The 26040-nt window shown below is 70.7% G+C and carries 32 protein-coding genes and 1 tRNA gene; 6 read left to right on the top strand and 27 right to left on the bottom strand.

The genetic code is table 11. The features are described from left to right. Nucleotides 1-9: 9 nt before the first annotated feature. From QSU92_RS15710 to QSU92_RS15680, 7 genes are all read right to left on the bottom strand, one after another. A complete protein-coding gene (locus QSU92_RS15710) occupies nucleotides 10-714 on the bottom strand; it encodes an NAD(P)H-hydrate epimerase (protein ID WP_289265933.1) in 705 nt (234 codons plus the stop codon). Then, the gene (locus QSU92_RS15705) at nucleotides 704-1783 is read right to left on the bottom strand and encodes a YihY/virulence factor BrkB family protein (RefSeq protein WP_289263309.1); all 1080 of its coding nucleotides are present in this window, start codon (nucleotides 1781-1783) and stop codon (nucleotides 704-706) included. Before QSU92_RS15705 ends, QSU92_RS15710 begins: the two co-directional genes overlap by 11 nt. Nucleotides 1784-1892: 109 nt before the next feature. Further along, the gene (locus tag QSU92_RS15700; protein ID WP_289263307.1) at nucleotides 1893-2390 is read right to left on the bottom strand and encodes a prepilin peptidase; all 498 of its coding nucleotides are present in this window, start codon (nucleotides 2388-2390) and stop codon (nucleotides 1893-1895) included. Between the two features lie 84 nt (nucleotides 2391-2474). Further along, complete coding sequence (locus tag QSU92_RS15695) at nucleotides 2475-3467, bottom strand: aldo/keto reductase (protein ID WP_289263305.1); 993 nt, start codon at nucleotides 3465-3467, stop codon at nucleotides 2475-2477. Nucleotides 3468-3541: 74 nt separating this feature from the next. After that, nucleotides 3542-4465 carry a L,D-transpeptidase gene (locus tag QSU92_RS15690; protein ID WP_289263304.1) on the bottom strand — a complete coding sequence of 308 codons (924 nt, stop codon included), beginning with the start codon at nucleotides 4463-4465 and terminating at the stop codon, nucleotides 3542-3544. A 41-nt stretch (nucleotides 4466-4506) separates the two neighbouring features. Further along, the gene (locus QSU92_RS15685) at nucleotides 4507-5076 is read right to left on the bottom strand and encodes a mismatch-specific DNA-glycosylase (protein WP_289263303.1); all 570 of its coding nucleotides are present in this window, start codon (nucleotides 5074-5076) and stop codon (nucleotides 4507-4509) included. A 40-nt stretch (nucleotides 5077-5116) separates the two neighbouring features. After that, nucleotides 5117-5437 carry a YchJ family protein gene (locus tag QSU92_RS15680; RefSeq protein WP_289263301.1) on the bottom strand — a complete coding sequence of 107 codons (321 nt, stop codon included), beginning with the start codon at nucleotides 5435-5437 and terminating at the stop codon, nucleotides 5117-5119. 242 nt (nucleotides 5438-5679) lie between these two features. Here QSU92_RS15680 and QSU92_RS15675 point away from each other — a divergent pair, with 242 nt between their 5' ends. Then, complete coding sequence (locus QSU92_RS15675) at nucleotides 5680-6108, top strand: DUF2231 domain-containing protein (RefSeq protein ID WP_289263300.1); 429 nt, start codon at nucleotides 5680-5682, stop codon at nucleotides 6106-6108. A gap of 1 nt (nucleotide 6109) precedes the next feature. Here QSU92_RS15675 and QSU92_RS15670 read toward each other — a convergent pair whose 3' ends face one another. From QSU92_RS15670 to QSU92_RS15660, 3 genes are read right to left on the bottom strand one after another with little or no spacing between them, the layout of a single operon-like run. Beyond that, nucleotides 6110-6523, bottom strand: a complete 414-nt coding sequence (locus QSU92_RS15670) for a toxin-antitoxin system YwqK family antitoxin (RefSeq protein ID WP_289263298.1) — start codon at nucleotides 6521-6523, stop codon at nucleotides 6110-6112. After that, nucleotides 6520-6915 (bottom strand): VOC family protein, encoded by a 396-nt coding sequence (locus QSU92_RS15665; RefSeq protein WP_289263297.1) that lies wholly within the window; start codon nucleotides 6913-6915, stop codon nucleotides 6520-6522. The genes QSU92_RS15670 and QSU92_RS15665 overlap by 4 nt, the downstream gene beginning before the upstream one ends. Before the next feature lie 12 nt (nucleotides 6916-6927). Further along, nucleotides 6928-7194: an ArsR/SmtB family transcription factor gene (locus tag QSU92_RS15660; protein ID WP_289263295.1), complete on the bottom strand. Its 267-nt coding sequence runs from the start codon at nucleotides 7192-7194 to the stop codon at nucleotides 6928-6930. 95 nt (nucleotides 7195-7289) lie between these two features. Here QSU92_RS15660 and QSU92_RS15655 point away from each other — a divergent pair, with 95 nt between their 5' ends. Further along, entirely contained in the window at nucleotides 7290-8117 is an 828-nt protein-coding gene (locus QSU92_RS15655; RefSeq protein ID WP_289263293.1) for a MerR family transcriptional regulator, read from the top strand. 13 nt (nucleotides 8118-8130) lie between these two features. Here QSU92_RS15655 and QSU92_RS15650 read toward each other — a convergent pair whose 3' ends face one another. Continuing rightward, nucleotides 8131-8340: a multidrug transporter gene (locus QSU92_RS15650; protein WP_289263292.1), complete on the bottom strand. Its 210-nt coding sequence runs from the start codon at nucleotides 8338-8340 to the stop codon at nucleotides 8131-8133. A gap of 151 nt (nucleotides 8341-8491) precedes the next feature. Here QSU92_RS15650 and QSU92_RS15645 point away from each other — a divergent pair, with 151 nt between their 5' ends. Continuing rightward, on the top strand, nucleotides 8492-9580 hold the full coding sequence (locus tag QSU92_RS15645) for an oxidoreductase (RefSeq protein WP_289263290.1): 1089 nt from the start codon (nucleotides 8492-8494) through the stop codon (nucleotides 9578-9580). 193 nt (nucleotides 9581-9773) lie between these two features. Here QSU92_RS15645 and QSU92_RS15640 read toward each other — a convergent pair. Then, a tRNA-Pro gene (locus QSU92_RS15640) sits at nucleotides 9774-9847 on the bottom strand. A gap of 97 nt (nucleotides 9848-9944) precedes the next feature. Here QSU92_RS15640 and QSU92_RS15635 point away from each other — a divergent pair. Genes QSU92_RS15635 through QSU92_RS15625 form a run of 3 tightly spaced genes read left to right on the top strand, consistent with a single transcriptional unit; the run spans nucleotide 9945 to nucleotide 11640 of the window. After that, nucleotides 9945-10646, top strand: coding sequence for a lysoplasmalogenase family protein (locus QSU92_RS15635; RefSeq protein ID WP_289263288.1), 702 nt, complete (start codon nucleotides 9945-9947; stop codon nucleotides 10644-10646). Next, nucleotides 10643-11011 (top strand): RNA-binding S4 domain-containing protein, encoded by a 369-nt coding sequence (locus QSU92_RS15630; RefSeq protein ID WP_289263286.1) that lies wholly within the window; start codon nucleotides 10643-10645, stop codon nucleotides 11009-11011. Before QSU92_RS15635 ends, QSU92_RS15630 begins: the two co-directional genes overlap by 4 nt. 41 nt (nucleotides 11012-11052) lie before the next feature. Further along, entirely contained in the window at nucleotides 11053-11640 is a 588-nt protein-coding gene (locus tag QSU92_RS15625; RefSeq protein WP_289263283.1) for a GNAT family N-acetyltransferase, read from the top strand. Here the strand turns inward: QSU92_RS15625 and QSU92_RS15620 are convergent, their stop codons facing one another. The 15 genes from QSU92_RS15620 to QSU92_RS15550 all read right to left on the bottom strand — a co-directional run bounded on the left by QSU92_RS15620 (nucleotide 11641) and on the right by QSU92_RS15550 (nucleotide 26029). After that, nucleotides 11641-12555, bottom strand: a complete 915-nt coding sequence (locus tag QSU92_RS15620; RefSeq protein WP_289263281.1) for an NUDIX domain-containing protein — start codon at nucleotides 12553-12555, stop codon at nucleotides 11641-11643. Nucleotides 12556-12620: 65 nt separating this feature from the next. Continuing rightward, nucleotides 12621-14174, bottom strand: a complete 1554-nt coding sequence (gene der / locus QSU92_RS15615; protein ID WP_289263280.1) for a ribosome biogenesis GTPase Der — start codon at nucleotides 14172-14174, stop codon at nucleotides 12621-12623. After that, nucleotides 14164-14853, bottom strand: coding sequence for a (d)CMP kinase (gene cmk / locus QSU92_RS15610; protein WP_289263279.1), 690 nt, complete (start codon nucleotides 14851-14853; stop codon nucleotides 14164-14166). Before cmk ends, der begins: the two co-directional genes overlap by 11 nt. Further along, entirely contained in the window at nucleotides 14846-15979 is a 1134-nt protein-coding gene (locus QSU92_RS15605) for a prephenate dehydrogenase (RefSeq protein ID WP_289263277.1), read from the bottom strand. The genes cmk and QSU92_RS15605 overlap by 8 nt, the downstream gene beginning before the upstream one ends. Further along, nucleotides 15976-16740: a pseudouridine synthase gene (locus QSU92_RS15600; protein WP_289263276.1), complete on the bottom strand. Its 765-nt coding sequence runs from the start codon at nucleotides 16738-16740 to the stop codon at nucleotides 15976-15978. Before QSU92_RS15600 ends, QSU92_RS15605 begins: the two co-directional genes overlap by 4 nt. Beyond that, entirely contained in the window at nucleotides 16737-17351 is a 615-nt protein-coding gene (scpB, locus tag QSU92_RS15595; protein ID WP_289263275.1) for an SMC-Scp complex subunit ScpB, read from the bottom strand. The genes QSU92_RS15600 and scpB overlap by 4 nt, the downstream gene beginning before the upstream one ends. Continuing rightward, nucleotides 17341-18186, bottom strand: coding sequence for a segregation and condensation protein A (locus QSU92_RS15590; RefSeq protein ID WP_289263272.1), 846 nt, complete (start codon nucleotides 18184-18186; stop codon nucleotides 17341-17343). Before QSU92_RS15590 ends, scpB begins: the two co-directional genes overlap by 11 nt. Further along, nucleotides 18170-19075 (bottom strand): ParA family protein, encoded by a 906-nt coding sequence (locus QSU92_RS15585; protein WP_289263270.1) that lies wholly within the window; start codon nucleotides 19073-19075, stop codon nucleotides 18170-18172. The genes QSU92_RS15590 and QSU92_RS15585 overlap by 17 nt, the downstream gene beginning before the upstream one ends. 57 nt (nucleotides 19076-19132) lie before the next feature. Continuing rightward, the gene (xerD, locus tag QSU92_RS15580; protein WP_289263268.1) at nucleotides 19133-20056 is read right to left on the bottom strand and encodes a site-specific tyrosine recombinase XerD; all 924 of its coding nucleotides are present in this window, start codon (nucleotides 20054-20056) and stop codon (nucleotides 19133-19135) included. 34 nt (nucleotides 20057-20090) lie between these two features. Continuing rightward, nucleotides 20091-20687 (bottom strand): NUDIX domain-containing protein, encoded by a 597-nt coding sequence (locus tag QSU92_RS15575; RefSeq protein WP_289263267.1) that lies wholly within the window; start codon nucleotides 20685-20687, stop codon nucleotides 20091-20093. Beyond that, the gene (locus tag QSU92_RS15570; RefSeq protein ID WP_289265931.1) at nucleotides 20680-22368 is read right to left on the bottom strand and encodes a CTP synthase; all 1689 of its coding nucleotides are present in this window, start codon (nucleotides 22366-22368) and stop codon (nucleotides 20680-20682) included. Before QSU92_RS15570 ends, QSU92_RS15575 begins: the two co-directional genes overlap by 8 nt. Continuing rightward, entirely contained in the window at nucleotides 22355-24094 is a 1740-nt protein-coding gene (gene recN, locus QSU92_RS15565) for a DNA repair protein RecN (RefSeq protein WP_289263265.1), read from the bottom strand. Before recN ends, QSU92_RS15570 begins: the two co-directional genes overlap by 14 nt. Further along, complete coding sequence (locus QSU92_RS15560; RefSeq protein WP_289263263.1) at nucleotides 24091-25059, bottom strand: NAD kinase; 969 nt, start codon at nucleotides 25057-25059, stop codon at nucleotides 24091-24093. The genes recN and QSU92_RS15560 overlap by 4 nt, the downstream gene beginning before the upstream one ends. Further along, nucleotides 25056-25856, bottom strand: coding sequence for a TlyA family RNA methyltransferase (locus QSU92_RS15555; RefSeq protein ID WP_289263261.1), 801 nt, complete (start codon nucleotides 25854-25856; stop codon nucleotides 25056-25058). The genes QSU92_RS15560 and QSU92_RS15555 overlap by 4 nt, the downstream gene beginning before the upstream one ends. Further along, nucleotides 25853-26029 (bottom strand): hypothetical protein, encoded by a 177-nt coding sequence (locus tag QSU92_RS15550; protein WP_289263259.1) that lies wholly within the window; start codon nucleotides 26027-26029, stop codon nucleotides 25853-25855. The genes QSU92_RS15555 and QSU92_RS15550 overlap by 4 nt, the downstream gene beginning before the upstream one ends. Nucleotides 26030-26040 lie beyond the last annotated feature (11 nt).

Below are 26040 nucleotides of genomic sequence, written 5' to 3'. Positions count from 1 at the left end.
CTGCCCGGCTCAGCCCCGGACCATCTCCGCGATCTCGGTCTCGCCGACCGGTACGGCGTCGGCGAGCCCCGGTCCCAGGCCGATGTCCACGAGCGTGATGCGCCCCGACAGCGCGGGTCCGCGCCGGAGTGCGAGACCCGCTTTCGCGGCACCGAAGGTGATGGTCTCGTGAGCGGCGAGCACGAGCTGGTCGCCCTCCCCGGTGTCCGGATCCAGACCGCTCGGCAGGTCGACGGCGAGGACCCGGCGACCCGGGGCAGCTTCCGACACCAGAGCGATCGCCGCGTCGCGGGCGCCCCCGCGCAGCGACCCACGGCCGCCCAGCCCGATCATCCCATCGAGGACGATCCCCTCGTCACGGGGGTCGAGCGCTGACAGGTCGACGATCCGGGCCCCGGCGGCAACGGCGGCGGCGAGGCCCGCACCGTGGGCCTCGCCGCCGGTGAGCAGCACGTCCACACGTGCTCCGGCAGCGGCGAGCTCAGCACCCGCGAAAAGGGCGTCCCCACCGTTGTCGCCCCGCCCGGCGAGGACGAGCACTCGAGGAAGGGATGCCGCCGCGAGCCGCGCCACGCAGATCTTCGCCAGCGCGTGCGCGGCACGGGCCATGAGGGGGGCCCCGGCCGCGAGGAGCGGGGCCTCGGCAGCACGGATATCCGCGGCCCGGTAGGTCGGAACCCGCGGGTGAGCAGCCGGCGCGGCGTCAGAGATCATCACGCCGCGTCCCGGCATCCGCTGAGGGCGTCGCCGGCGTCTGCTTCTGAGCCTTCGCCGCCGCGTCGGCCTTCGTCCGCCGTTCCTCCTCCTCGGCGGCCCGGGCCGCGTTCAACTCGTCGGCCGCGGCCTGCACCGACAGCTCGGCACGCTTCACGCGGCGCTGGAGGAATGTCGTCGCGCCGAAGCGGGCACGGACCCGGTCGCGCTCCTCTTCGATGCCGGTGATGATGTAGGCCGAGGCGATGAGGATCACCTGCGCCGAGAGGTTCAGCCAGAGAAGCAGAGCGATGAGCGAGGCGAAGGTCGCCAGCAGCGGGTTCGATCCGGCGCCGCCGACGAAGAGGCTCGACAGCTGCTGGAGAACGGTGAGCCCCGCGGCGCCGATGAGGGAGCCGCTGATGAGCGAGCGCGGCGACGGTTTGGTTCCCGACAGGATGCGGAACGCCACGGCGATGACGGCGGCGTCGAGGAGGAAGACCACGACGATGGTCGTGGCGCGCGTGGCGATCTGCAGGAGCAGGTCGTCTTCGGCAAGCCCGAGCCATCCGCCGACGAGGGAGATCCCCGCGCTGCCGATGACGGTCGCCACGGCCGAGGCGCCGAGCGCCGCGCCGATCCCGATCGCGAGGAGCAGGTTGCGAAGCAGCACCCACAGCCAGAAGGAGTCGTCGGTGAGTTCGTTCGCGAGCCGCCGGATGGCGGTGCGCAGCGACCCGATGGCGCCGATGGCGGCGCCGATGAGACCCAGGGAGGCGATCACCCCCGCCACAGTGAGCCCCGCGGGCGCCTGGACGGCATCGAGGTCGATCAGACCGCCCTCTCCGACGAGGCCGGGGATCGCCGAGTCGACGGCGTCGATCAGGGCCTGCCAGGCCACCGGATTTCCCGCAAGCCACAGCGCGGCGAGGGAGAAGCCGAGCAGCACCGCGGCGAACAGGCTGAACAGCGTGCGGTAGGTCACGCTGTCGGCGAGCATCGGACCCTGCCGTTCGGTGTAGAGCAGGAGGGCGCGCACGGGCTTCAGCGTGAGGGCGCGTGCGATGACACGCTCGATCAGATTCGGCATGGGCGAACTCTCCCCGTCGGCGGTCGATGACTGGTCTCCCACCGCCAACCTAGGGGGTGCGGCCTCGGACGTCGGGGCCGTTGAGAAATGATCGGGCGCAGGGTAGAGCTCACGCGAGCATGGACCCGGCTCCGGAGCCCACGACGCTCGCACCGATCACGAGCCACGCGCCGATGAGCATCGCCGGCCCGAAGGCAATCGGTGTGCGGCGGTCGGCGCGACGGGCGAGGATCAGCAGGACGCCTGTCGCCCCGCCGACGACGAAACCGGCGAGGGCGCCGATCGCGAGGGCCTCCCAGCCCAGCCACCCGAGGTAGAGACCGAGGACTCCGGCGAGCTTGACGTCGCCGCCGCCGAGGCCTCGGCGGGAGAGTCCGCGAAGCAGCAGGTAGAAGCAGAACAGGACGATCATGCCGATCAGGGCGCGCCCGAGCGCGATCACCGGTGCCCCGAACAGCACCGCACCGAGGAGGAACGCCCCACCGACGCCGTAGCTGGGCAGCACGATCCGGTTCGGCAGGCGGTGGTGGCGCACATCGATGACGGCGAGCACGACGCTGATCACGCCCAGGTAGGCGAACGCAGTGATCTCGAGGATCGTCGACACGCGAGCGAAGCTAACAGAACCGTCGCGCCCGTCCCGGCCACGGGTCGGTGGCTGTGGAGAACTCGCCGGGTCGCACGCTGCGTGTCACCAGAGCGGGTGGATGGCCGCGCGCAGGTGGCGGTCGTAGATCTCGTGCACGGCGGCGTCGAAGCCGCTGAGGTCGGCGCCGCCGTCGAGCAGTGCTCCGGCCTCGGCGTTGGACGTCGCCTGTGCGACGTTGCGCGCACCCGGGATGACGGTCGTGACACCGGGCTGCGAGGCGATCCACGCGAGCGTCGCGGCGGGAAGGCTCACTCCGTCGGGAACGGCTCGCGCCAGTTCGGATGCCGCAGCGAGCCCGGTGTCGTAGTCCACGCCCGAGAAGGTCTCACCCCTGTCGAAAGCCTCACCGTGACGGTTGTAGCTGCGATGGTCATTCTCGGCGAAAGCGGTCTCGGAGGTGTACTTGCCCGACAGCAGGCCGGATGCGAGAGGCACCCGCGCGAACACGGCGACCTGTGCGGCCGCCGCGGCCGGGAGCACCTCGTCGAGGGGCTTCAGCCGGAACGGGTTGAAGATGATCTGGACGTTGGTGACGTGCGGCCGTGCGATGGCGGCGAGCGCCTGCGCGGCGGTCTCGACGGAGACTCCGTAGGCGGCGATCCTGCCGTCGGCGACGAGCTCGTCGAGGGCGTCGTAGACCGCGTCGGACTCGATCACCTCGGTCGGCGGGCAGTGCAGCTGCACGAGGTCGAGGGTCTCGACGCCCAGGTTGGCGCGGGAGCGGTCGTTCCAGGCGCGGAAGGCCTCCGGCGTGTAGTTCTCGGCCCTCTGCTCCGCACGACGCCCCATCTTCGTCGCGACGGTGATCGCGTGGCCGGGGCGAGCGGCGAGGAAACGACCGATGAGCGATTCGCTCCGCCCGTCGCCGTAGACGTCGGCGGTGTCGAAGAGGGTCACTCCCTGGTCGACGGACGCTTCCAGGACGGCGAGCGCGTCGTCCTCCGAGACATCGCCCCAGTCGGCGCCGAGCTGCCAGGTGCCCAGACCGATGGCCGAGACGTGACGGCCGGTGCGGCCGAGGGGACGATGCTGCATGGGGGGACGACCTTTCGGGAGAGCGGGGCAACGGCCAGCGTAGCGGCAGGCGGTCGGGGTGGGACGGTCCGGGTTCAGGGGAGGATGAGAACGGGCGTTCCCATCGGCAGCTCTGCGAGCTTCTCGATCGCCGCGGGGTCGAGTCTGATGCACCCGTTGGAGATGGCTCCCGAGCGGCTGTCGTGGTAATGGAACGCGGTGATCGCGACATCCGCCCCGCCGAACCCGTCGAGGGTGGGTGACTGCACCGAGAGGTAGACCAGCGGATAGCCGCGGGTGTACCCGAAGGAGGGCTCGACGCGGGTCGTCATGATGAAGGAGCGCCCGGTCGGGGTGGGAGTCCCCTCCACGCCCGATCCGAAGTCGGTGGCGATGCGTTCGCTGCCGCCGGGGCGCACGATGTCGATGGTGCGCGCGGACAGCGACACCTCGACGCGGGCATCCACCGTGGAGAAGGTGACGTCCTGCGCGCGGAGCCACCCGGAGAGCTGCCCCGGGTTCCCCGTGGAAGGCGTCGCCTGGCGACCGGTGAGCAGCACCCGGACCCAGTGCTCCTGACGCTCGACCACGGGCACGGTGGTGCCGCCGTAGACGTATTCGGCCGGCAGGACGGCGACCGGGTCGCCGGCGGGATCGGCGAAGACCGGGGCACCGGCCCCCGCTGCCGTCACGACCTCCCCCGTGAGCACGGTCGCCGGATCGGTGTCGACGGGCAGCTGCGGGAGGACGGCGAACACGTCGACCTGCGGGAGAGCGGCGAGTTCGTAAGCGGCGGTATTGGCGGCGAAGCCCGCCGGCGCGGGTGGCGGGGTCGCTTCGGGCGTCGGCGTCACCGAGGGTGTCACCACCGTGGGGGTGGGGACGGCAGCGGGCTCGGGTGCGGCGTCAGGGCGCAGCAGCCAGGCTCCGGTGAATCCCGCGGCGAGGACCACGATGCCGACGGTCACCGCGATCCATGCGCGCCGGGGGGCGGTTCCGGATTCCTGGGATGCGCGCACCCCCCCATGTTCCGTCGGCGGCGGCGGTGGTGCAACCGCGCTCACGCGATCACTCCGGCAGCGCGGGCCGGCTGGGCGTAGGCCTCGGCGAGCGAATCGACGGTGTCGTGGGCGTTCAGTCCGCTCGGATTGGGCACCACCCACAGCCGGGCGCCGGCGAGCGCTTCAGCCTGCTCTCCGCTGACGGCCCGTGGACGGTCGAAGCCCCGCCGATAGGCGGTGAGCCCGACGACGGCGACGACCGGCGGGCATCGATCCGCGACCAGTGCTGTCAGATCCCGCGCACCGGCCCGGAGCTCCTCGCGAGACAGCTCGTCGGCACGCGCGGTGGCGCGCCGCACCAGATTGGTGATCCCGATGCCCCGCGCCACGAGCAGATCGCGGTCGGCAGCCGCCATCCCGTCCACGGTGATCTTCGGCGCGCGCGGCAGGATGCCCGCCGCGACGAGCGCGGGATAGAACCTGTTGCCGGGGCGGGCGAAGTGCGCTCCCGTCGCAGCCGTCCACAACCCCGGATTGATCCCGACGAACAGAAGCCTCAGCCGTGCGGGAAGGAGGTCGGGCACCGTCTCATCGCGGAACCGCTCGAGGTCTGAGGCGCGGAATCCCATGGGTCCAGTGTGGACGCTCACGCCGGAATGAGGGCCGCGGTCAGCTGTCGCGGATGTCGCCGTCGACGTAGAACCACCGGCCGTCTTCGCGGACGAACCGCGACCGCTCGTGGAGGACTGCCACACCGTCGTCGGTGCGGTACGTGGCGCGGAATTCGACGATCCCGTCGATGTCATCGATGCGGCCCCCGACGGTGTCGACGATCTGCAGGCCACGCCAGCGCGGGCTGTCACGGAGATCCAACGTCGCCGGCCGCGTCAAGGGGTGCCAGGTGCGCAGCAGCCACGCCGCGTCACGGTCGCGGAACGCCAGGAATCGCGACCGCATGAGCTCCTCTGCGGTCTGAGGTTCGTTCGGCACCGAACGAGTGTGGCATGGGGGTGCCCGTCGCCGTGGCGCCGGAGTCGTCGTTCGCCCACGCCGGATGTCAAGCCCCTCGGACGTCGGCGCGCGCGGCGGATAGACAGGGCGCTCGGGTCGCCCCGCGATCACTTCGAACGAAAGGCCTTCCGACCATGATGACGTCGTCCGCGCGGGACCGCGCGAAGAAGCCCAGAACCGCGCTCGCCGGTCCCTACGGGCACCCGTTCCATCCGATTCTCGTGACAATCCCCATCGGCGCGTGGACGGCGAGCCTCGTGTTCGACCTGATCGGGATCTTCGTCGATGATCCGACGCCGTACGTCGTCGGCGCCCGCGTCCTCATCGTCGTCGGACTCGTCGGTGCGGTCCTGGCCGCGGTGTGGGGATTCCTCGATTATCTCCAACTCGAGCGCGGTACCCCGGCGCAGAGGACCGGCCTCGTGCACATGCTCCTGAATCTCGCAGCCATGGCGCTGTTCGCGGTGAACCTGATCGTGCGGTTCGCGGGCGATGACGACGACGTCAGCGTGGCGGGTCTGATCCTCACGATCGTCGCCCTCCTGGCGCTGTCGCTGTCGGGGTGGCTCGGCGGAAAGCTCGCCTATACGTACGGCGTTCGTGTCGCCGACGAGCAGAAGCAGACGGAGGGCTTCCGTCCGTCGCCGTGAGTCACGCCGTGTGACGCGTCGTCTTGGATACCTCGCCGTCGGGGCCGAAGCGGAGCCACTCGCCGACCTTGCGGTCATCGCGGTAGTCGCCGCGGTCGATCGCGCGGCCCGCGGCGTCCCACCGCTCCCAGGTCCCCGTCTTCCTCCCGCGATGGAACGCGCCCCGTTGCATGGGCGCGCCGTCGGACCGGTACCAGCGCCACTCGCCATCCAGCTCACCCCCCGAGAAGCCCCCCGAAGCGCGCAGTCGGCCGTCACTGGAGAGGTGTCGCCACACACCGTCCCGCGCGCCGTCCACGTAGCTGCCGATCATCACCCCGCCGTGCGGGTCTGGATCGGTCCATGGGCCGGTCTTGCGTCCGGCGTCATCGGTGGCGTTCGGAGTCGACGGGATGCCGCCACCGCCGCCGGTCACACCGGGCTCACCAGCTGCACGAGATTGCCGCAGGTGTCGTCCAGCACCGCCGTCCGCACGGGTCCTCCCGTCGTCGGCGCCTGCAGGAACCTCACGCCGGCGGCCGTGAGCTCGTCGTACGCGGCATCGACATCGTCCACGGTGAACGACGCCGCCGGGATACCCTGTTCGGCCAGAGCGCGCGTGTACTCCTGCGCCGCGGGATTCTCGTCGGGCTCCAGGAGCAGCTCGACCCCGTCGGGCGCATCGCTGCCCACGACGGTCAGCCAGCGGTACTCCCCGAGCGGGATGTCGTTCTTGACGAGGAATCCGAGCCTGTCGGTGTAGAACCGCAGCGCCTTCTCCTGATCATCGACGAACACGCTCATCACGTGCAGCCGTGCCTTCACCATCACTGTCTCCTGTCATTCGAGGGGCCACCGCGCGGCGATCTCGCGCAGCGGCTCGCGGTGCATCCGGTGGATCTTCGTCCTGCCCACGCGGGCCGTCCGCACCAGGTCGCTCTCCTCCAGCACCGCGAGATGCTGCGAGACCGCCTGCCGCGAGGACGTCGTGCCCGAAGCCAATAGCCGGGTGCAGATCTCGAAGAGCGTCATCTCCGCGCCCCCGGCGAGCAGGTCGAGGATCTGACGGCGGGTCGGATCGGCGATCGCCCGGTACACGTCGGCCACGCGGATCACAATATGCAAGCAGATACTTGCATGTCAAGATCCCGGATGACACGGGTTGACCCTCGCACTGTGTCATGGTCGAGTGTGGGCTCGTCATGAACTACTCGATCGGAGAATTCGCCGCCCTGGGACGGGTAAGCGTGAGGATGCTGCGTCACTACGACGCCATCGGCCTCCTCGTGCCCGCGAGCATCGTCGCCCGCAGCGGATATCGCCGGTATGCGATCGAGCAGCTCCCGCTGCTGCTGCGCATCGTCGAACTGCGAGACCTGGGCGTCGGACTGGGGCGCATCGCGGATCTGGCCCGGGCCGACGAGCCGGACGAGGCGCTACGGGAGGTGCTCCGCGAGCGTCGTGCCGAGTTGGAGGCCTCTGTCGCCGAGGACCGGGCACGCCTCGAGCGGATAGAGCGACGACTGCGACGACTGAATGGAGAGATCATGCCCCGTATCGCGTACCGGTCCATCGAGCCCGTCACCGTCTACGCCGTACATGGCCGGGCTCCCGGCGGCGGGCCCGAGAACGTCGGGCCGGTCATCGGTCCGCTCATCGACCGGCTCGATGATGCCCTCCTCGCCGCCGGACGCCCCCTCATCGAACCGGGGATCTTCTGGTACGAGCCCGGCGATGATCACCTCACCGTGTACACGTCGTACATCGCCGAGCCCGAACCTGCCGTCGGCGAGGGCTACGAGATCGTCGAACTCCCGGGCGTGGCCGAAGCCGCGACTCTCATCCATCTCGGCGATACGACCTCGATCGGGGAGAGCTGGGCGAGCCTGATGGAACAGGTCCTCGCCGACGGCTACCGGATCGACGGGCCGACGCGCGAGGTGTATCTGGTGGCCGACGGTCACGAGCCGGGCCCGGACTGGGTGACCGAGCTGCAGGCGCCGGTCACCCGCGTGACGGGGCGGGTCTGAGCGGCGCGCCGGATCAGTCCGGGGCCACGTCGTCTTCGCGGCCGGTCGGGCCCATCCCCGGCCGTACGGGGGCCTCGGGGTCGATGTCGACGCGGCGGACGCCGTCGTGATCGCTGACACGGATGCGGGCAGCGGCATCCGCCTCCGTCGCCTCGGGCGCTCGGGTGAGCTGGTCGTGCCGGTCCTTCGCGCGCTGCGCATCATCCTCGGTCGGAGTCGCCATGACCCCACCGTAGGGGGCCGGAGGACGGATGCCGCGGGCTTGACATCCCGGTTGAGGATCGTCGTTTAGGAATAGCGTGCGGGCCAATGCAGTTGTCGTCGGCCGGAACGGTGTCCATCCGGAACACCGTTGACGAAAGGACGATCCCCCCGTGCCCCTCTTCTCCCCCACCACCGTCGGCTCTTTCACCGTGCAGAACCGACTGTCGCTGGCGCCGATGACCCGACTGCGCGCGGACGAGGCCGGCGTGCCCGGCGATCTGGTCGCCGAGTACTACGCCCAGCGCGCCGGCATCGGTCTCCTGGTCACGGAGGGAGTGTTCCCGAGTGCGGAGTCCAAGTCCTACCCGGGGCAGCCGGGAATCGCCACCGATGCCCAGGCCGGCGGGCGGGCAAACGTGGCCGCGGCGGTGCATGCGGCGGGCGGCACGGTCTTCATGCAGGTGATGCACGGAGGGCGTGTCTCGCACACCCGGATCACCGGCACGGCACGCGTCGTCGCGCCGTCGGCAGTCGCCATCGAGGGTCAGACCCGACTGGCCGACGGATCGAAGGTGGACTTCCCGGTGCCGCACGCCCTCGAGTCCAGCGAGCTCGCGACGGTGCGAGACGAGTTCGTCGCGGCGGCGCGCCGCGCCGTCGACGCCGGCATCGACGGGGTCGAACTGCACGCCGCCAACGGGTATCTGCTCCATGAATTCCTCTCTCCCGCGTCGAACCGGCGCCGGGACGGATACGGCGGTCCACCTGAGGCACGCGCGCGCTTCGTGGTCGAGGTGGCCCGGGCTGTCGCGGCCGAAGTGGGCCGCGAGCGCGTCGGCATCCGCATCTCTCCCGCGCACAACATCCAGGACGTCTGGGAGCGTGACGCCGAGGAGACCCGGTCCACCTACCTCGCTCTGGTCGAGGGCCTCGCGCCCCTGGGGCTCGCCTACCTGAGCATTCTTCACGAGAACCCGGCCGACGATCTCCCGCAGGAGCTTCGTCGGGTGTTCGGCGGCACCTTCATCGCCAACACCGGTTTCGGTCGCGTCACCACCCGCGACGAGGCCATCCGCACCGTCGGAGAGGACCTCGCCGATCTCGTCGCCGTCGGCCGTCCGGCGATTGCGAACCCCGACCTCGCGGAGCGATGGGAACAGGGAGCCGAGGAGAACCCCGTCGACCAGGCCACCGTCTACGGCCCTGACGAGCGCGGCTACACCGACTACCCGACGCTGGCGGCCGGTCGCGCCGCGTAGCGGCCCTCGAAGGCGAGGGGGCCGGGAGGGGTGGAAGCCCCTCCCTTGCGCGCCGACCCGTCGGAAAGTGCGGCTCCCCACGCATTCGGACCTCAAAAATGGACGGGTCGTGACCGGTGGAAGGCACCCCGCCGGGCACCGAGCCGAGGAATGCGAAAGGGCCGGCCCTTCGGCCGACCCTTTCGCATTCCGGTCGGGATGACAGGATTTGAACCTGCGACCCCTTGACCCCCAGTCAAGTGCGCTACCAAGCTGCGCCACATCCCGATGTCCCCGCCGAAACGCGGACAACTCCCCCATCCTACCGGCTCGTCGGAGCACGCGCGAACGCGCGTGAGCACCGTGCGGCAGGTACTCTCCCTCCATGGCCTCGACGCGGACTCCCCCGCCCCCGACGACCCTCGGCCACCTCCTTGTCCCGTTCCTTCCGTACGGACTGGTCGCCGCCGTCCACGTCATCTCCCTGGCAGCGGGCGCGTCCGCCGTCGCGGCGCCGACCAAGCTTCTCCTCATGCCGCTTCTGGCGGTCGGCGTCGCCTGGACCCTCCGCGGTGCGATCGCGCGCACCCCCGGCATCCTGCTGCTCATCGCGCTCGGCCTGTCGTGGCTCGGAGACAGCGCGGGCACGTTCTTCCCCTTCGCCCCCACCGTCCCGATGATGCTGCTCTGCTTCGGCCTGGCGCACCTGGCGTACATCGCGCTGTTCTGGGGCTTCCTCTCGCGTGGTCCGGTGCCGCCGTGGGCCGTCGCGTACGCCGTCTGGTGGGGGGCGCTCCTCGCGGTGCTGTGGCCGCACCTCGGAGCGCTTCTGCTCCCCGTGGCCATCTACGGTCTGGTTCTCGGCGGCACGGCGATCGCCGCCTCCCGCGCTGGGGTGATGATCGCCGTGGGCGGGGCGTTCTTCCTCACCTCAGACTCGATCCTCGCCTTCGACCTGTTCTGGCCCGAGGCGCCGACGGCTGTCACCGGCCCCCTGGTGATGCTCACGTACACCATCGGGCAGGGACTCATCGCGCTCGGCGCGGTGCGAGCCCTCTCCTCCGGCGCCGGGAAAGGCCGACGATGATCGGGGGCACCACCCGCGTCGATGCCTGGCTGTGGGCGATCCGCGTCTACAAGACGCGTTCCGCTGCGACGACGGCGTGCCGTGCGGGCCATGTCCGCGTCAACGGGGAACGGGCCAAGGCCGCCGTGCAGGTCAAACCCGGCGACGAGCTGCGTGTGCGCATCCAGGGGTTCGATCGGATCCTCGTGGTGCGCCAGACGATCTCCAAGCGCGTCGGCGCGGCGGTCGCCGCATCCGCCTTCGAAGATCGCACACCGCCTCCGCCTCCGCGGGAACTCGCCGGATCCGTCCCGGTGCGCGATCGCGGCGCCGGGCGGCCGACGAAGCGCGAACGACGCGACCTCGATCGACTGCGCGGCCGCTGACCACTCATGCGGATGTCGACGGCTGCCGCTACCGTCACCCCATGAGCGTCGAGATCCTGCCCGCCACATCCGACCGCCACGACGACGCCGTGCACGCCATCGCGCACGGCGACGGCCCGAGCTGCCTGTGTCAGTGGTGGATGGTCCGTCCCTCGGATTTCGCCGCGTTGACCCAGCAAGACAAAGAGCGGATGCTGCGCGACGACCTGTCGGCCACGGTGGCGCCGGGACTCATCGCCTATCGCGACGGCGAGGCGGCCGGCTGGGTCAGGGTCGGCCCCCGCCCCGCCCAGACGCGTATCGCGCGCACCCGGGCGATCGTCGCCCACTCCCGTGAGCCCCTCGATGACTCCTCCGTCTGGGCGATCACCTGCTTCGCGATCCGACGGGAGCACCGCGGCGAGGGCCTCATGCGGGATCTCCTCGACGCCGCCGTCTCCCACGCCCGGGCACAGGGGGCGCGGGTCATCGAGGGCTATCCGCTCGATCCGAAGGTGAAGAAGCGCGGCGCCAATGACCTGTATCACGGCACCGTCTCGGTCTTCGAGGGTGCTGGGTTCGAGGTGGTCGCCCGCCCTCGACCCGACAGCGCGATCGTCGCGCTCACCGTTCGCGACACGATCGGCTGACTACGCGCTCACGTCCTCCGGCAGGCGGTCGAGCAGCCACCGGGCCCCGTGGGTCGCCGCACCCACCGCGCCCACGCGCGCCGCGAGCTCGCGATCGCTCGTGACCACCGTCACGGCTTCGCCGCGGGCCGCTGCTGCCGCCGCCGTCGCGACGATCTCGTCGTCCCCCGCCTCGGAGGCGAGGACGACCTCGAGTCCGTCCGGCACCTCCGCGCGCCGCGCCTCGCCCTCCACGACACCGATGATGCGCGGAAACCACAGGTCGCCCCGCAGTCCGAGCGCCTCCCCGTCGACGCCCGCGTCGACGAGATGCCGCAGGCGGCGCAGCATCCGATCCGCTGCCCCGGCGCGATCACGCCACCAGCCGTCGGGGACGGCACCCACGACATTGGCCACGTCGATGATCAACGTCGGTCGTGTCCGAAGGCTCTCGCGCAGCAACGGCCAGGCCGCACCGAAGCCGGGATGCAGCGGGTAGTCTTCGACCTCATCGATCCCGACCCATGCCAGCTCCAGGCTCTCGGGGTCGGCGATCACCGGCTCGAAGGGCACCACCACCTCGGCGACGACGGTCGTGTAGGTCCAGATCTCCACGTCGAGCACGCTCACGAAGCGGGGGCGGACCGCCGCGGCCGGCACGCCGGCCTCCTCTCGCGCTTCGCGCAGCGCCGCATCCGTGGCTCCCTCACCCTGGTGACGCGCTCCGCCCGGCAGTCCCCACGTGCCGCCGAAGTGACTCCATCCGACACGATGCTGCAGGAGCACGCCGCGCCTCGGGTCGACCGCGAGCAGCCCGGCCGCACCGAAACGGCCCCAGTACCGCTCGCCACTCGGCGCGATGACCCACGCGTCACCCGGGTCGCGCGGCCCGCTCGGACGACGGGGCTCGCCGGGAGCCGGGGGTTCGATGGTCACCCACTCAGCCTGTCACAGCGTCGCGACCCCGGGCCTCGGGCCGCGTCATCGGATGTCACAGCGCCTCAGCGCTGGCGACGCTCGCGCACCCGCATGTTCAGGACGATCGGCGTGCCCTCGAAGCCGTACAGCTCCCGGAGTCGGCGCTGGATGAACCGCCGGTACCCCGGGTCGAGGAAACCGGTGGTGAAGAGCACGAACGTCGGCGGACGCGTCGACGCCTGCGTGCCGAACAGGATGCGGGGCTGCTTGCCCCCGCGGACCGGGTGCGGGTGCTCGGCGACGAGCTCGGAGAGGAAGGCGTTGAACTTGCCGGTGGAGATGCGCTGATCCCACGACGCCAGCGCCGTCTCCAGCGCCGGGACGAGCTTGTCCAGGTGCCGTCCGGTGCGCGCGGAGATGTTCACCCGCGGTGCCCAGGCGACGTGGGCGAGGTCCTGCTCGATCTCGCGCTCGAGATAACGACGGCGATCGGCGTTGTCGAGGTCGGCGTCGTTCAGGCGGTCCCACTTGTTGAACGCGAGCACGAGCGCCCGTCCCGACTCCAGCACCAGGTCGATGATGCGCACGTCCTGCTCGCTGAGGGACTCCGAGACGTCGAGCACCACGACGGCGACCTCCGCCTTCTCCAGCGCCGCCGACGTCCGCAGCGACGCGTAGAAGTCCGCCCCCTGCTGGAGGTGGACGCGGCGGCGGATGCCAGCCGTGTCGACGAACCGCCAGAGCTTGCCGCCGAGCTCGACGACCTCGTCGACGGGGTCGCGGGTCGTGCCTGCGAGCTCGTTGACGACGACCCGCTCCTCGCCGGCGGCCTTGTTCAGCAGCGACGACTTGCCGACATTCGGCCGGCCGAGGATCGCCACGCGGCGCGGGCCGCCGATCTCCTGCTTCGCGACCGCCGAGACCTCGGGCAGCACCTTCATCATCTCGTCGAGGAGGTCGGCGACGCCGCGGCCGTGAATGGCCGAGACGGGGTGCGGCTCGCCGAGACCGAGGTTCCACAGGGCTGCCGCCTCGGGCTCCTGCCGGGCATCGTCGATCTTGTTGGCCACGAGGAAGACGGGCTTCCCGCTCTTGCGCAGCAGCTTCACGACGTGCTCGTCCGTCGAGGTCGCCCCCACCATCGCGTCGACGACGAACATCACGACGTCGCACAGCTCGATGGCGATCTCCGCCTGAGCGGCGACAGAGGCATCGATGCCGCGGGCATCGGGCTCCCATCCGCCCGTGTCGACGATCGAGAACCGTCGGTCCATCCATTCCGCCTTGTAGGTCACCCGGTCGCGGGTCACCCCCGGCGTGTCCTCGACGACGGCCTCGCGGCGTCCGAGGATCCGGTTCACGAGCGCCGACTTGCCGACGTTCGGTCGCCCGACGATCGCCACGACAGGCAGGGCGGGGAGGAATTCCACCCCATCGCCCTCGTCGAGAAGACCGGCCAGCAGCGCCGCATCCTCCTCCTCGAGGTCGTAGTCCGACAGGCTCGCTCGGAGCGTCGCCGCGCGCTGCTCGGCGAGGTCGTCGTCGATGTCGGCGAGGGTTTCGGCGAGGTGGTCTTCTCCCCCGGCGAACTCCCCGTCGTCGGAAAGGGCGTCGGAGGGACGCGGGTCATCGGACATCGGAAACTCCCGTCTCCACGAGCGAGTGCACGACGCCGAGGACGGCGTCGACGGTCTCTGCGAAATCGAGGTCGGTCGAATCGACCACCGTCACTCCGGGAGCGGCGGTCAGGAAGTCCACGACCGTGCTGTCGGAGGTGTCACGCCGCTCGAGCGCCGCCGCGACGGCCGCGGTGTCGACGGTGTCGAGCTCGGCCGATCGGCGCGCCGCGCGCACCCCGGGAGCGGCTGTGAGCAGGATCCGGACGGGGGCGTCGGGGGCCACCACCGTGGTGATGTCGCGGCCCTCGACGACCACCCCCGGTCTGTTCGAACCGGCGATCAGCGCACGGAAGAGGGCGTTGATGGATCGTCGCACCGGCGCCACCCGGGCGACTCCGCTCACAGCGTCGGTGACGCGCTGCTCGCGGATGGCGGCCGTGACGTCGACCGTGCCGACCCGCACCCAGTAGTCGTCGGGGTCGAGGGAGATGTCGTACTCGAAGTCGCCGGCGAGCTCGAGCACCGCGGTGGCGTCGGAGGTGTCGGCGCCGTGCTCGAGCGCGTGCCAGGCGAGCGCACGGTAGGCGGCCCCGGTGTCGAGGTAGCCGAAGCCGAGGCGACGTGCCACCTCGCTGGACACGCTGGATTTCCCGCTTCCCGCGGGGCCGTCGATCGCGACGACGAGAGGGTCAGTCATTGGTGGTGCTCGCAATCTTCCAGCCGCGGGACTCCAGCCCCGCGATCGCAGGGCGGACGGCGCTGGGAACGACACTGATCTCGGCAAGGCCGAACAGCGCTCCCGGCGAGTGCTCCAGCCGCAGGTCTTCGACGTTCACTTCCAGTTCGCCGAGGTCGCCGAAGAGTCGGCCGAGCTGGCCCGGACGGTCATCGACCATGACGACGACGGTCTCGAACCGTCGGTTCTGCCCGTGCTTGCCGGGCAGGCGCTCGACTCCCTCGTTGCCACGACGAATCGTGTCGGCGATCGAGCGGCGAGCGCCGGGCGCTTCGGGGGCACGGAGGGCTCCGGCGACGTCGGCGAGATCGGCGGCGACAGCGTCGAGGACGGATGCCACGGGTGCGGCGTTCGCGCCGAGGATCTGCACCCACAGCTCGGGGGCCGAGGCGGCGATACGGGTGGTGTCGCGGACGCCCTGACCCGCCAGGCGCAGGAAGCCGTCGGGGGCGTCCACGAAGCGCGCGGCCAGGAGACTCGCGACCAGCTGCGGCACATGCGACATGAGCGCGACGGCGGCGTCATGCTCCTCGGGGGTCATCTCCATCGGCGTGGCGCCGAGATCGAGGGCCAGGGCCTCGACGACCGCGAGGTCGCGAGAGGGGGTCTCCTCGTCCCGGCAGACCACCCAGGGCCTGCCGACGAAGATGTCGGCGCGGGCGGCGATCGCGCCGCCGCGTTCACGTCCGGCCAGCGGGTGCGACCCGATGTAGTGGGTCAGGTCCACGCCGCGCTTGCGAAGGGTGCGGAGAGGTTCGAGCTTGACGCTGGCGACATCCGTCACGACCGCCTGCGGATGGCGACGCAGTTCCCGCTCGATGACGTCGGCCGTGACATCGGGAGGGACGGCCACGACGATGAGGACGGGATCGTCGTCATCGCGGGTCGCGCGCCCCGCGCCGTAGTCGATCGCCAGGCGCAGCTGAGAGGGCGAGGTGTCGTCGAGGGCGACATCGACGCCGAGCGCGCTCAGTGCGTGCCCGATGCTCGCCCCGAGCAGGCCCGAGCCGACGATGCGGACCGTCCCGTGAACGCGCGGCGCGAGCGACGGAGCCGGGCGCGCGGCAGAGCTGTTCTCGAGGGTCACGGGTTCTCCTGGCGCGACAGGGTCAGAAGCGCACCGCGTTCCACTGTAGTCAACTCCCGCGCCCGCCCCACGGCGAGGGTTCCCAGGTGCAAGGGACCGAACTGACGCCGGACCAGCTCGATCACCGGATGCCCCACCTCGGCCATCATGCGCCGGACGATGCGGTTGCGCCCTGAGTGGAGGGTGAGCTCGACGAGGGATTCGTCCTCGGCGGGAGAGGATGACAGCAGCCGCGCCTTGTCCGCGGCGATCGGTCCGTCCTCCAGCTCGACACCGCGGATGAGGCGGGCGATCGTCTGCGCGGTGACGCGCCCCTCGACCTTGGCGACGTAGACCTTCGTCACCCCGAATGAGGGGTGCGCCAGAACGTGGGCGAGCGCGCCGTCATTGGTCAGCACGAGCAGTCCGCTGGTGTCGGCGTCCAACCGGCCGACGTTGTACAGCCGCTCCGGCCACGCTGCAGTGAAGGTCCGCAGGTCGGGCCTGCCGCGGTCGTCCTTGAGAGAGCTCACCACCCCGCGCGGCTTGTTGAGCATGACATAGCGCTTGGACTGATCCAGCTGAACCGCGACACCGTCGACGTCGATGAGATCGGTGTCGGGGTCGACGCGCGAGCCGAGTTCGGTCACCGGCTGCCCGTTGACCCGCACCCGCCCGTCGACGATCATCTGTTCGGCGACTCTCCGCGACGCGACGCCCGCGTTCGCCAGCGCCTTCTGCAGGCGCACGCCTTCGCTGCCCGGTTCGGTGGTCTCGCTCATCGGATGTCCTCGAATCCGTCCGCGCCATCGTCGAGCAGAGGGGAGATCGGCGGCAGGTCGTCGAGGGAGTTGATGCCCAGGTTCACCAGCAGCGCGTCGGTCGTCTCGTAGTGGATCGCCCCGGTGTCGGGGTCGGTGAAGGCCTCGGTGATGAGGCCGCGGGCGAGCAGGGTGCGCACGACCGAGTCGACGTTCACGGCACGGATCGCCGCGACCTGGCCGCGGGTGACGGGCTGCTTGTACGCGATGACTGCCAGGGTCTCCAGGGCCGCCTGCGAGAGACGTGCGGGCGCCTGGCCGCCGACGAATTCGCTCACGAGGTCGTCGTGCTCCGCACGGACGTACAGGCGCCACCCGCCACCGACCTCCCGGAGCTCGAAGCCGCGGCGGGGGCCTCCGGTCTCACCGTCGTAGTCGGCGACGAGCGCCTCGACGGCCTGACGGACCGCGGCGACAGGGGCACCCACCGCCGTAGCGAGGCTCACCAGGCTCTGCGGCTCCTCCACCACCAGCAGGATGGCCTCCAGTCGCCGCGCCACCGACGCCGGCGTCGGAGTCGCCGAGGTCTGAGCGGGCGGGACGGTACCGGTCAGGGTCTGCTCATCGGTCATAATCGGCTCCCAAGCTGGCGAGACTCTCCTCGCTCCAGCGATCTGCGGTCCACCGCAGGGTCAATTCGCCGAGCGGCTCGAGCTGCTCGAACGACAGGGCGGCGTGGCGGAACAGCTCGAGGACGGAGAGGAAGCGTGCGACGACCACGCCGGGCTGATCGACACCTGCGATGAGCTCGCGGAACGACAGCGACCCCGCTCCGCGCAGGAGCGTTACCACGACGGCAGCCTGCTCGCGGATGCTCACCAGCGGCGCGTGCAGGTGATCCAGGCGCACCTGGGGGATCTCCTTCGGGGTCAACGCGAGGAGGGCGAGCGCGGCGAAGTCGGCGGCACTGAGCGTCCAGACGAGTTCCGGCGTCGACGCGCGATGGCGCTCATCCAGCCGCACCGCCCGGGCGTGACGGCGATCCTCGGCGTGCAGGCGTTCGGCGAACCAGCTCGACACCTGCTTGAACGCGCGATACTGCAGCAGCCGGGCGAACAGGAGGTCACGGGCCTCCAGCAGCGCGACCGACTCGGCGTCGACGAGCTCTCCCTGCGGAAGGAGTCCCGCGACCTTCATGTCCAACAGGGTCGCGGCGACGACGAGGAACTCCGAAGCCTCCTCGAGCTCCTCCTCCGGGTCCAGCCCCCGCAGGTAGGCGATGAACTCGTCGGTGACGGCACTGAGCGAGACCTCGGTGATGTCCAGCTCGCGCTGGGAGATCAGGGTCAGCAGGAGATCGAAGGGGCCGTCGAAGACGCTGAGCGAGACACGGAACCCGTCCCCGTGAACCTCGGGCGCGCCGGCCGCCGCCGGCGGCCCATCGGGGGTCTCAGGCGACGGCGCCACGCGCGACCAGCTCCCGCGCGAGCCGCAGGTAGGCCTGCGCCGCGGCGTGCTCGGGCGCGAACTCGGTGATGGGCATTCCCGACACGGAGGCGTCCGGGAACTTCACGGTGCGTCCGATGACCGTCTCCAGCACCTCGTCGCCGAATGCCTCGACGACGCGCTCGAGCACCTCGCGGGAGTGGAGGGTGCGGGCGTCGTACATCGTGGCGAGCACTCCGTCGAGCGTGATCGTCGGGTTCAGCCGATCGCGCACCTTGTCGATGGTCTCGATGAGGAGCGCCACTCCGCGAAGGGCGAAGAATTCGCACTCGAGAGGGATGAGGACGCCGTGACTCGCGGTGAGCGCGTTGACCGTCAGGAGTCCGAGCGAAGGCTGGCAGTCCACGAGGATGACGTCGTAGTCGGCCGAGACCTTGCGCAGCACGCGGGCCAGCGTCGTCTCGCGCGCGACCTCGTTGACGAGGTGGACTTCGGCGGCCGAGAGGTCGATGTTGGCGGGGAGGACATCGAGGTTCTCGACCCGGGTGGTCACGATGACCTCGGCGGGATCCCGCTTGGTGTCCAGCAGCAGGTCGTAGATCGTGGGGATCTCGTGGGTCTGTATGCCGAGACCGGCGGACAGCGCGCCCTGCGGGTCGAAGTCCACCGCCAGGACCCGACGACCGTACCCGGCGAGCGCCGCGGCGAGGTTGATGGTCGTGGTGGTCTTGCCCACCCCGCCCTTCTGGTTGCACAGCGAGATGATGCGCGCCGGCCCGTGGCCGTCGAGCTTGGGCGGGGTCGGGAATCCGCGGTACGGCCGACCGGTGGGACCGATCGGGACGTCGCTGACAGCGGCCTTCTTCGCGCTCCGCGTGCTACCGGCCACGACTCTCCTGACTTCCGACATGTCTGATCGATTCTAACGACGCGCGCCGCCCTGCCCGGGAGGCTCACCCAGCACGGCTCACCGGGCGCGTGGATGACTCGTCGCGTAGACGTCGCGCAGGGCCTCGACGCTCACGTGGGTGTAGATCTGGGTCGTCGTGACCGACGCATGTCCCAGAAGTTCCTGCACCACGCGCACGTCCGCGCCGCCCTGCAGCAGGTGAGTGGCGAAGGAGTGCCGCAGGGTATGGGGGGACACGTGGGCGGTGAGTCTCGCCCGCTCCGCGGCCCGTTGGATCACCGCCCACGCGCTCTGGCGCGACAGCGGCGCGCCGCGCGCTCCGAGGAAGAGCCGGGGTGTCGCCCGACCGCGTCGCGAGAGCTCGGGGCGGGCCCGGGTGAGGTAGGCACCGAGCGCCGCCTGGGCGTACGAACCCACCGGAACGATGCGCTCCTTGGCTCCCTTGCCTCGCAGGCGCAGCACCGCGGGGTGGGCCACATCGTCGAGATCGAGTTGAACGACCTCTGACACCCGCGCTCCCGTGGCGTACAGGAGTTCGAGCAGGGCGCGGTCTCTGAGGCCCACCTCATCGCCGGGCTGCGCGGCGCCGGGCGCGGGCCCCGCGGCATCCAGCAGCTGCTCCACCTGCGCGATCGTCAGCGCCTTGGGCAGGCGCTGGGGAGCCTTCGGGGGGCGCAGCGCGCCGGCGGGGTCGACCTCCTGCAGACCCTCCTGCGCGAGGAAGCGGTGCAGGCCCCGAACCGATGACTGCAGACGGGCGAGACTGGATGCCGCCGGCGGGGGCTTCTCACGCGCGCGCTCAGCCGCGAACTCCTCCAGGAGGTGGGGTGTGACCTCGGCGAGATCGCTGATGCCGCGCCCTCCGAGCCACCCCCGGTAGACGTCGAGATCTCGGCGGTATGCCGCGACGGTGTGGTCGGAGAGCCCCCGCTCGACGGTGATGTGACGGAGGTAGGCGTTCACCGCCCGATCCGGCGTCATCGACGGGGCCAGCCGGGGAGGACCATCGGGCCGCTCAGCGAGCCGAGCGCTCGCGTCGGAGGATCTCTGCGGCGGCGAGCGCGCCGGTCGCGAGGATGCCGTTTCGGAACCTCCCGGCGATGACGGCGTCGACGACGTCGGCGAGCGCCATCCACTCCACGCGGATGTCGGCCTCTTCCTCCCCGCGGGCGTGCACCTCGGGGGCGGAGGAGAGCCCCCGGGCGAGGAAGAGGTGGACGACCTCGTCGTTACCGCCGGGGGTGGTGAAGATGCTCACCAGCGGATCCCACCGCTCGGCGACGAGGTCGACCTCCTCGGCGAGCTCCCGCTTCGCGGTCTCCAGCGGCGGCTCCCCCTCGACATCGAGGAGTCCCGCCGGGATCTCCCAGTCGCGATGACGGATGGGATGGCGGTACTGCTGGATGACGATGACGCGGTCCTCGGCGTCGAGCGCGACCACGGCGGCCGCGCCGGGGTGGGCGACGTACTCACGGACCAGCTCGTCGCCGGCGTAGCGCACGACATCGCGCTGGACGTTCCACACCCGGCCGGTGTACACCCGCTCCGCGGAGGCGACGTGGGGTGTGACGGGTTCGTCGGCGAGGCGGTCCGGAGTCGTCGGCTCAGCCATTGTCGACATCGAACAGTTCGCTGGCGCGGTGACGGTCCAGAGCCGCTCCGATGAGCCCGCGGAAGAGCGGATGCGGCTCGGTGGGCCGGGAGCGCAGCTCCGGATGGGCCTGGGTGGCGATGTAGTACGGGTGGATCTCGCGAGGCAGCTCGACGTATTCGACGAGGTTGCGGTCGGGCGAGAGCCCAGAGAACACCAGACCCGCGTCGGACAGCTGCTCGCGATAGGCGTTGTTGACCTCGTAGCGATGACGATGCCGCTCCAGCACCCGGTCGGACTGGTACACCTCGGCGGCCACGGAACCTTCGGCCAGCTGTGCGGGGTACAGACCCAGACGCATGGTTCCGCCCAGATCGCCGCGATCGAGGATGTCGACCTGCTCGGCCATCGTCGCGATCACGGGGTAGGGCGTGTCGGGGTCGAACTCGCTCGAGGAGGCGTCATCGAGGCCGGCGATGTTGCGCGCGTACTCGATCACCATGCACTGCAGACCGAGACACAGTCCGAGCGTCGGGATGCCCTGCTCGCGGGCGAAGCGCAGGGCGCCGAGCTTGCCCTCGATCCCCCGGATGCCGAAGCCGCCCGGGACGATGATGCCGTCGAGTTCGCCGAGCGCTCTGGCCGCTCCCTCGGGTGTCCGGCAGTCGTCGGAGGGGATCCAGCGGATGGTGACGTGGGTCTCGTGCGCGAAGCCGCCGGCCTTGAGCGCCTCGGTGACGCTGAGGTAGGCGTCGGGAAGGTCGATGTACTTTCCAACCAGGCCGATCGTCACCTCGTGCTTGGGGTTGTGCACCGCCTGCAGCACCTTGTCCCACCGGGACCAGTCCACGTCGGCTGCCGTATCCAGGCCCAGGGCTCGGACGATATAGGCGTCCAGGCCCTGCTCGTGGAGCATCGTGGGGATGTCGTAGATGCTCGGCACGTCGACGGCGTTCACGACCGCGTCCTCGTCGACGTCGCACATCAGCGCGATCTTGCGCTTGTTGCTCTCGGTGACGGGGCGGTCGCTTCGAAGGACGAGCGCGTCGGGCTGGATGCCGATGGAGCGGAGCGCGGCCACCGAGTGCTGGGTGGGTTTGGTCTTCTGCTCGCCCGAGGCGCCCATGAAGGGCACCAGCGACACGTGCACGAAGAAGACGTTGCCTCGCCCCAGCTCGTGCCGGATCTGCCGAGCTGACTCGATGAACGGCTGCGACTCGATGTCGCCGACGGTTCCGCCGATCTCGGTGATGATGACGTCGGGCCGGGGCTCTTCGCTCGCCTGCAGACGCATGCGGCGCTTGATCTCGTCGGTGATGTGCGGGATCACCTGCACGGTGTCGCCGAGGTACTCCCCTCGGCGCTCGCGGGCGATGACCTGGGAGTAGATCTGTCCGGTCGTGACGTTGGCCGCCTGGCTGAGATCGATGTCGAGGAAGCGCTCGTAGTGCCCGATATCGAGATCGGTCTCGGCACCGTCATCCGTGACGAAGACCTCACCGTGCTGGAAAGGGTTCATCGTGCCCGGATCGACGTTCAGGTACGGATCCAGCTTCTGCATCACCACGCGCAGACCCCGGGCGGTGAGGAGGTTTCCCAGACTCGCCGCGGTCAGTCCCTTGCCCAATGAAGAGACGACACCGCCCGTCACGAAAATGTGTCTGGTGGTGTCGTCGTTCGGTCCCGCCTCAGGAGTCTGCATCACGGGCTTCGATCCTATCAGCCGGTTGTGACGACGCTGCTGTCGCAGCGCCGAGTTCGAGGAGTTCTCTGGCGTGGGTCAACGCCGCGTCGGAGTCGGGCATGCCCGAGAGCAGGCGCGCCATCTCGGCCTCCCGCTCCGCCCCCGACAGCCGCCGGACGCTGGAAGCGGTGACCGAGCCGTCGCTGGCCTTCTCCACCGTCAGATGGTTGCCCGCGAATGCCGCCACCTGGGCGAGATGGGTGACGGCGATCACCTGCGCCGATCGGGCGAGCACCGCCAGGCGACGGCCGACTTCAATGGCCGCGGCACCGCCGATACCGGCGTCGACCTCGTCGAAGACGAAGGTGGGCACGGGGTCCGTTCCCGCGATGACCACCTCGATCGCGAGCATCACCCGGCTGAGCTCACCGCCCGAGGCGCCGCGAGCCACCGGCCGGGGCTCCGCCCCGGGATGGGCTGCCAGGAGGAAGGTCACCTCGTCGCGGCCGGACGCGGTCGCCGAAGTCTCGGCGACGTCGACCCTCACCACCGCGTCGGCCATGGCCAAGGCGCGGACCTCTGCCGTCACCGCCTGTCCGAGCCGTTCTGCGGCATCCCTCCGGGCAGCCGACAGCGTCGCCGCTGCCGCGTCGAGCTCAGCGGCCGCGTGATCACGGTCCTCAGACAGGCGCGCGACCCGGTCGCCGTCGTCATCGAGCTCCATGAGCCGTGCCGATCCCGACGCCAGGAACGCTATCGCCGCGTCGAGGGTGACATGTCGACGCACGAGCGCCCCGAGGACCGCGCGGCGCTCCTCCACCTGCTCGAGTTCACGAGGTCCGGACTCGTCGAGATCGGCGAGATAGGCCGAGAGAGCCGTGGCGGCGTCGACGATGCGGTATCCGATCTCCGCCAGCTCATCGGCGTGGGGGCGCAGCGCCGGATCGTCCACACGCTCCAGAGCCTGCCGGGCCTCGGCGACCAGTGTCGCCGCATCGGGCACGTCGAGATCGCTCGAGAGGGCGTCATGGGCGGTGGCGGCAGCCAGCCGCAGCTCCTCGGCGTTGGCCAGGCGCTCCGCTCGCGCGGCGAGCTCGACGTCCTCCCCCTGCTGCGGGTCGGCCTGCTCGATCTCGGCGACGGCAGCCCTGAGGTCATCGGCTTCCCGGGCGCGGGTCTCGCGCGCCTCGAGGAGGGCACGGAGCTCGTCATCGAGCTTCCGGTGCCGGTGGAAGACCTCCCGGTACGCCGTGAGCGCGGAGCGCACCGGCTCACCGCCGAAGCGATCGAGTGCATCCCGCTGGGCCGCGGTCGAGCGCAGGCGCAGCTGATCGGACTGACCGTGCACGACGACGAGATGGTCGGCGACGTCGGCGAGCACCCCGGCGGGGGCCGACCGGCCGCCGACACTCGCGCGGCTTCGCCCCTCGCTGGTGACGGTGCGGCCGAGGAAGAGCTCGGCCCGACCGTCGTCCAGGGGTTCGACCTCTCCCCCGGCCTCCTCGACGCGGGCGGCGACCGGGCCGCTCACGGGTACCGTCCACACCCCGTCGACCGCGGCCTGACCGCTTCCGGCGCGGACCACCGATGAATCGGCGCGCTGACCCAGCAGCAGACCGAGCCCGGTCACGACCATCGTCTTCCCGGCACCCGTCTCGCCGGTGATCGCGGTGAACCCGGGCCCCAGAGGCAGGGTGGCCTCGGCGATGACGCCGAGGCCACGCAGACGCATCTCCTCGATCATGACGGCCGCTCGCGTCCGGACGCGGTGGTCGGGCCTCGCCAGCCCTCGACCGGTAGACGGAACTTCCGCACCAGCCGGTCGGTGAAGGCCGCGGGATGCAGGCGGGCCAGCCGGACCGGATGCTCCGCGCGGCGCACCACGACACGGGCCCCCGGGGGCAGGTCGTGGGAACGGCGTCCGTCGCACCACAGGATGCCGGTGTCATCGGTGCGGTCGAGCACCTCAATCGCCACGGCGTGCTCGGGTCCGACCACGAGGGGCCGCGCGAAGAGGGCATGCGCCGAGAGCGGCACGACCGAGATGGCCTGCACGGTCGGCCAGATGATCGGGCCGCCCGCGGAGAAGTTGTACGCCGTCGACCCGGTCGGAGTGGACACGACGACGCCGTCGCATCCGAAACTCGACAGCGGCCGCCCGTCGACTTCGATCACGACTTCGAGCATCCGCTGTCGGCTCGCCTTCTCCACCGTCGCCTCGTTCAACGCCCACGTGTCGTAGACCACGGCACCCGAGGCATCCTTCACCCGAACCGACAGCGTCAAGCGCTCCTCGACCTCGTAGTCGCGCGCGATGACCATGCGGACGGCGTCGTCCATGTCGTCCGGCTCGATCTCAGCGAGGAAGCCGACGTGGCCCATGTTGATCCCGAGGACAGGTGCGCGGCCGTCGCGGACGAGTTCGGCCGCGCGAAGGATCGTGCCGTCGCCGCCGAGGACGATGGCCAGCTCGATGTCGTCGATCGCGACGTCGTCGCCGAGTCGGCCGATGCCGACACGCGGCGTCCCGGGTTCCTCCGCGCGGAACAGCCGCTCGGTCAGCAGGCGCATCTCGGCCGTGTCGTCGGCGGGGAGGACCGGACGGGCTCCGGCGGCGTCGAGCGCTGTGATCACTCGCGTCGCCGCGTCGATCGTCGCAGGCCGATGGGCGTGCGCGACGACGAGGATGTTGCGCTCCAGTTCGGTCATCGCTCCCCCGCCACGTCGTTCACGGTCCCGAGCCATTCTGTCGGGTTTTGCCCCGCCCCCGGTCGGAGGTGGATGAGGAACTCCCTGTTGCCGCGCGCGCCGAGGAGGGGCGAGGCGATGACGCCGGCCGTCCCCAAGCCGCTGTCCCACGCGCTCCACAGCACACCGGCAACCGCGTCGGCACGCGCGGCGGGGTCTGTGACGAGCCCCTCCCTCACCCCGGTCCTCCCGACCTCGAACTGCGGCTTCACCAGCAGCACGACATCAGCCTGGGCCGGCACGACCCGGGCGATGGCCGGGAGGATGTGGCGCAGCGAGATGAAGGACAGGTCGCCTACGACGATCTCCGGGCCGGCCGCGCCCCCGCACCACGACCGCCAGTCCTCACCGGTCATGTCGCGCGCGTTGAAGCCTTCCACGACGACGACCCCGGCGTCGGCGCGGATGCGCCCGTCGAGCTGTCCGTGACCGACGTCCACGGCGACCACCGTGGGAGCGCCACGCTCGCGGAGCACCTGGGTGAAGCCGCCCGTGGATGCGCCGAGATCCAGGGCGATGCGCCCCCGTGGATCGACGCCGAAGGCATCGAGGGCGGCGATGAGCTTGACCGCACCGCGGCTGACGTGATGATCGGCCGCGGCGACGTCGATGACGGCGGCGTCGGAGACGCGGTGGGAGGCCTTCCGGATCTCGACGCCGTCGACGCGTACCGCGCCGGCGGAGATCAGCGACGCGGCGTGGGTGCGGGAACGCGTCAGGCCCCGGGCAGCCAGCGCCGCGTCAAGGCGATCGGTCATCGATGCGCCGGATCGCCGGCGCCCAGGGTCTGGTCCAGGCGCCGGGCGAGATCATCGTGGATGGCGGCGAAGCCCTCCGCGCGCTCGGCCAACGGCTGCGATTCGATGATCTCCAGCGCCGACAGCAGCTCAGAAGGAGCCCCGGCATCGGTCATCCGTTCGTCCACGCCCATAGCCACAGGAT

The organism is Microbacterium sp. ET2, from assembly GCF_030347395.1.
Lineage (GTDB): Bacteria > Actinomycetota > Actinomycetes > Actinomycetales > Microbacteriaceae > Microbacterium > Microbacterium albipurpureum.
The sequence above is the reverse complement of the archived record's forward strand: the minus strand, read 5'-3'. Positions and strand labels throughout refer to the sequence as shown.

Coding starts and splice junctions, on each gene's coding strand:
- QSU92_RS15685 (WP_289263303.1), bottom strand. CDS start 5,076: ATGGGATTCCGCGCCTCAGACCTCGAGCGGTTCCGCGATGAGACGGTG.
- QSU92_RS15625 (WP_289263283.1), top strand. CDS start 11,053: ATGAGCGTCGAGATCCTGCCCGCCACATCCGACCGCCACGACGACGCC.
- QSU92_RS15630 (WP_289263286.1), top strand. CDS start 10,643: ATGATCGGGGGCACCACCCGCGTCGATGCCTGGCTGTGGGCGATCCGC.
- recN (WP_289263265.1), bottom strand. CDS start 24,094: ATGATCGAGGAGATGCGTCTGCGTGGCCTCGGCGTCATCGCCGAGGCC.
- QSU92_RS15570 (WP_289265931.1), bottom strand. CDS start 22,368: ATGCAGACTCCTGAGGCGGGACCGAACGACGACACCACCAGACACATT.
- QSU92_RS15695 (WP_289263305.1), bottom strand. CDS start 3,467: ATGCAGCATCGTCCCCTCGGCCGCACCGGCCGTCACGTCTCGGCCATC.
- QSU92_RS15635 (WP_289263288.1), top strand. CDS start 9,945: ATGGCCTCGACGCGGACTCCCCCGCCCCCGACGACCCTCGGCCACCTC.
- QSU92_RS15550 (WP_289263259.1), bottom strand. CDS start 26,029: ATGGGCGTGGACGAACGGATGACCGATGCCGGGGCTCCTTCTGAGCTG.
- QSU92_RS15555 (WP_289263261.1), bottom strand. CDS start 25,856: ATGACCGATCGCCTTGACGCGGCGCTGGCTGCCCGGGGCCTGACGCGT.
- QSU92_RS15560 (WP_289263263.1), bottom strand. CDS start 25,059: ATGACCGAACTGGAGCGCAACATCCTCGTCGTCGCGCACGCCCATCGG.
- QSU92_RS15650 (WP_289263292.1), bottom strand. CDS start 8,340: ATGGCGACTCCGACCGAGGATGATGCGCAGCGCGCGAAGGACCGGCAC.
- QSU92_RS15600 (WP_289263276.1), bottom strand. CDS start 16,740: ATGAGCGAGACCACCGAACCGGGCAGCGAAGGCGTGCGCCTGCAGAAG.
- scpB (WP_289263275.1), bottom strand. CDS start 17,351: ATGACCGATGAGCAGACCCTGACCGGTACCGTCCCGCCCGCTCAGACC.
- QSU92_RS15585 (WP_289263270.1), bottom strand. CDS start 19,075: ATGTCGGAAGTCAGGAGAGTCGTGGCCGGTAGCACGCGGAGCGCGAAG.
- der (WP_289263280.1), bottom strand. CDS start 14,174: ATGTCCGATGACCCGCGTCCCTCCGACGCCCTTTCCGACGACGGGGAG.
- QSU92_RS15665 (WP_289263297.1), bottom strand. CDS start 6,915: ATGGTGAAGGCACGGCTGCACGTGATGAGCGTGTTCGTCGATGATCAG.
- cmk (WP_289263279.1), bottom strand. CDS start 14,853: ATGACTGACCCTCTCGTCGTCGCGATCGACGGCCCCGCGGGAAGCGGG.
- QSU92_RS15710 (WP_289265933.1), bottom strand. CDS start 714: ATGATCTCTGACGCCGCGCCGGCTGCTCACCCGCGGGTTCCGACCTAC.
- QSU92_RS15705 (WP_289263309.1), bottom strand. CDS start 1,783: ATGCCGAATCTGATCGAGCGTGTCATCGCACGCGCCCTCACGCTGAAG.
- QSU92_RS15655 (WP_289263293.1), top strand. CDS start 7,290: ATGAACTACTCGATCGGAGAATTCGCCGCCCTGGGACGGGTAAGCGTG.
- QSU92_RS15575 (WP_289263267.1), bottom strand. CDS start 20,687: ATGGCTGAGCCGACGACTCCGGACCGCCTCGCCGACGAACCCGTCACA.
- xerD (WP_289263268.1), bottom strand. CDS start 20,056: ATGACGCCGGATCGGGCGGTGAACGCCTACCTCCGTCACATCACCGTC.